Annotated in this window: 1 protein-coding gene, 1 tRNA gene and 2 pseudogenes; 2 read left to right on the forward strand and 2 right to left on the reverse strand. The window is 59.9% G+C overall.

The annotated features are described in order from the left end of the window. Nucleotides 1-112: 112 nt before the first annotated feature. Complete coding sequence (locus tag ACFWUY_RS41005) at nucleotides 113-421, reverse strand: hypothetical protein (RefSeq protein WP_384121960.1); 309 nt, start codon at nucleotides 419-421, stop codon at nucleotides 113-115. A gap of 291 nt (nucleotides 422-712) precedes the next feature. Here ACFWUY_RS41005 and ACFWUY_RS41010 point away from each other — a divergent pair. After that, nucleotides 713-1059 (forward strand): annotated as a pseudogene (locus ACFWUY_RS41010) (transposase family protein); the annotation flags it as partial. A gap of 3 nt (nucleotides 1060-1062) precedes the next feature. Beyond that, nucleotides 1063-1278, forward strand: a pseudogene (locus ACFWUY_RS41015) (transposase family protein); the annotation flags it as partial. 538 nt (nucleotides 1279-1816) lie between these two features. Here ACFWUY_RS41015 and ACFWUY_RS41020 read toward each other — a convergent pair. Then, nucleotides 1817-1890, reverse strand: a tRNA-Ile gene (locus tag ACFWUY_RS41020). Nucleotides 1891-3360 lie beyond the last annotated feature (1470 nt).

Consider the following 3360-nt stretch of genomic DNA (forward strand, 5'->3'; position numbering starts at 1 on the left):
CTGAGCGTAGAGAACTCCATGATCACTCAGGCTCGTGCCTGCCCTGCGTTCGGGTCCGCCTGGCCAGCCCGGCCCCACCATTTGCCGGTCGGTCTAAACCGGCACATCGCGCTCAGCCTTCAGTGGCTTCTGGGCCTGACTCAGCAGCCGCGGCCGGCTGCTCGCTCGTCGCTGCCTCATGGGCTGCCATATGCGCGCGCGCCTCTTTGGCCGTGATACCTAGGAGTCCGGTGGCCATGGCAATGCCGCCGAACACTTCCACAGCCTCGAAAACCGACCGGCTGAGCCCAGCTTGAGCAAGCGCAGCTTGCTCCACCGCCTTGTCGTAAGCGTCGAGCGCAGCCACCTGGAGCCGGTGAAGCTCCTGCAGCTCTTTCCTTCGTTGCTGTGCATCCGTCACAGACGGCTCAGTACTGGTCATGGCCCCATGATCTCAAACTCTGACAGCCCGTAGAACGCACCCTCCTGGCCGAGCGCTTGGAAGAACTCCGGTGGCCACAGGGACCGTCGGCAAGCACACCGAGTGCCAGTGCCCGCCAGAACGTCAAACAGGCGTCTGACGGAGCGGCACGGTTGAGGCCGAGTACGTAAGGCGGCAGGTGGTAGGCGGTGAGCCAGTCCTGTGCGTCAATGAGCCTCCTTCACCCTGTGCTGGAGGGCGAAACGGGCTGGTCAGCGGGGATGGTGACGAGACGGGGCCCTCGTCGTCGGCGTGGTGATTCCACTCAACACACCGGCGACCGAAGGGGCCCTGTTGGTTCCGTATCCTGCCACGCTCGACGTCCCGCACGAGCTCGTCGAGCATGTCGCCTGACTGCTGCACGAGCACCGCCAAGCCCGCAACACCCGCAGGCGCAAGCTCGACTGCTTCCAGCAGGCACCGCTCCACCCTCGTCCACCTGCGGAAGAACGAGTTTCGGGATATCCCAGGCCACCACCTGGCGCTACGTCGACGAGACCCTCGACGTCCTGGCCGGCTGGGCACCCAGCCTTCACGAAGCCTCCACCGGCCTCGGTGAAGGCGGCCACGTCATCATCGACGGCACCCTGATCCCCACCGAGTGGTTCTCCCGCGCGACACCCGGCCGCACCCCCTACTACCACCACCGCGAACAGCCGCCCTACTACCAGCAGTTCAACCGCGCCCACGCCAGACTCCGGGCACCTAGCGAACGTGTCTTCGCTCAACTGAAGTCCTGGCGACTGCTCTGACGAGCCCGATGCATCAGCACCATTGTCCAAGCCGTCCATACGCTGCTGACCTGCAACTATCCAGGGCGAAAGAGGTTCACTGATCAGGAGAAAGCGAAGCGGTCCCTCTACAGCCGCCTGGAAGCGTCCCTGCCCCGAAGCCCTCGGGACAGAAGAACCTGTTCTGGCACTACCGCCATGCCAACCGGGACCGCCTGAGCGACGTTCCTACCCTCCTCCCGGAGATATGGCTGCATTGGAATCCCAAGACCCTCCGTGAACGCGGCGCGCATGCCATGCAGAACCTGCGCATGGACTTCCTCATGCTGCTCCCAGTAAACCGGCGCGTGGTCCTGGAAGTCGATGGAATGCAGCACTACACACGCAACGGCAGAACCGAACCTGACAGTGCAAAGTACGCCGAGACCATGGCCGGGGAGCAAGACCTGAATTTCGGCGGCTACGAGGTGTTCCGGTATGGAGTACTCCGAGCGGTGCTGTGTCACCAGACGCACAGCCTGGCTCTGAAGCGGGGGTTAATCTTCTTGGGCATGTGTCCCACCCTCTCTCATGGCTCACATCGGAACGGTTCAGTTACAAACTCCAGATGGCTACAGCGGGTGGGTGGGAGTGGGCGGGAGTTGAACCCACGGCGGCGGATTATGAGTCCGCTACTCTGTCCGGCTGAGCCACCCCCCCTGCATCTTCGAATAAAATTTGCGCCCGGTTCTCGTGTCGCACGAGGGGAGTTGCGTTCAACATGAACTCAAGGGTGGCGGGCGTAGGTGGTCAGGCGGTCGGTTTCCTGGAATCTGGAACAGCGGAAGGAGCGCTCAGGTTCGTCGCCGGCAGACAGTTGAGTGGCGAAATAGCGGATGCCCTGAGTGGCGAAGCGGGTGGAGAAGGTTCGAGGAGGAGGCGACCGAGGTAGCTGCTGCGCGGGATAGAGAGCGATCCCCTCCAGGACGGCGTGGGCAGGTTCGGGATGGGGAGGACAGCTCCGCCGATGCGGGTGCCATCAGGATTGCGGAACTACAGGCCAGCCCGGGTACCGGACATCTCAAGGGCTAGACGCCGGCGTCAACTCTATATTGGGTATTGCTTACTCATATTATCCCGAGCGCGCCTGTGTCTACTATCGCCTAGCTCAAACCCCCGAAATATGCGGGGGTGATTGCGTCAGCAAGGAAAAGATATGATTGCAAGGATCAGCAAGTCATGTGCGAGTGTAATCGCCATGGCTGCAATAATGATTCCAGTAAGCTCTACGATTGCAGTAGCCGATGATCCGACTGAGGTGAAAGTCACCAATCGAGGTTCTGTTGGAGCACAAGGGTCGGCATACGTGGGAGCAAAGTGTCCATCCACCCATCCATTCCTGGTGAGCATTGGGGTAAAAACTTCAGGAGGAGGCGATAAGGGGCGGATTGAATCGGCTATCCCGTTGAACTATCCTGGAATATCGCGCATCGGATACTCGAACTCTAGTCCCTATTCGACTAATCCGCCGATAGTCATGGTCGCCGAGATCCAACTAACTTGCTCGAAGGTCAACCCAGGCCAACTGCCTCAGTCGCTCGATGTTAGGACTGATGTCCAGATCGCCCCTTCGGCGACCGTGACGGCATACGCTAACTGCCCATCCTCAGGATTCTCCAATATCGCTCGAAATTGGGCAGAATATGACGCCTCGTATATATTTCAATCTGACACCCATGTAGGGAATGGAAGCGCAAGCAGCCGATTCAGTAACATCGGCCCCGATGATCACGTTGCGACCTTCGGCATCGAGTGCTTTTGAGTTAACCCCTGCGTGCGTGCCACGAAACCTCTGGTCACGCTGTCAGGGGAAGCGTTCGGGTACGCACACCTCAAGCGCACGACTTTCACTTCTGATTGCCGCCAGCGGGTGACGATATTGGGAAACCATAATTTATAGAGGTACTCCTAATTGTTCACCAGTGGTGGGGAACTCGTTCAGATTGAGGCGATGAGTATCCTGATTGCTCGCGTGCGTCGTGGAGTTGGGGCATGCTATGGGTTTCTGTCCGGAATTTCCATTCCATGAGATCTTGGGCCTTGACCCCGGCTTTTGAACACGTCTATGTGGCTTGGGCCAGGGCAGTTGCTGCGGGTTGGAGGTCGTACTCGTAGGCAATCGGGGGTCGC

The organism is Streptomyces sp. NPDC058664 (assembly GCF_042716635.1).
Lineage (GTDB): Bacteria > Actinomycetota > Actinomycetes > Streptomycetales > Streptomycetaceae > Streptomyces.

What these genes read in the sequence shown, in the direction of transcription:
- ACFWUY_RS41005 (WP_384121960.1), bottom strand. Translation starts at nt 421, where the DNA reads ATGACCAGTACTGAGCCGTCTGTGACGGATGCACAGCAACGAAGGAAA.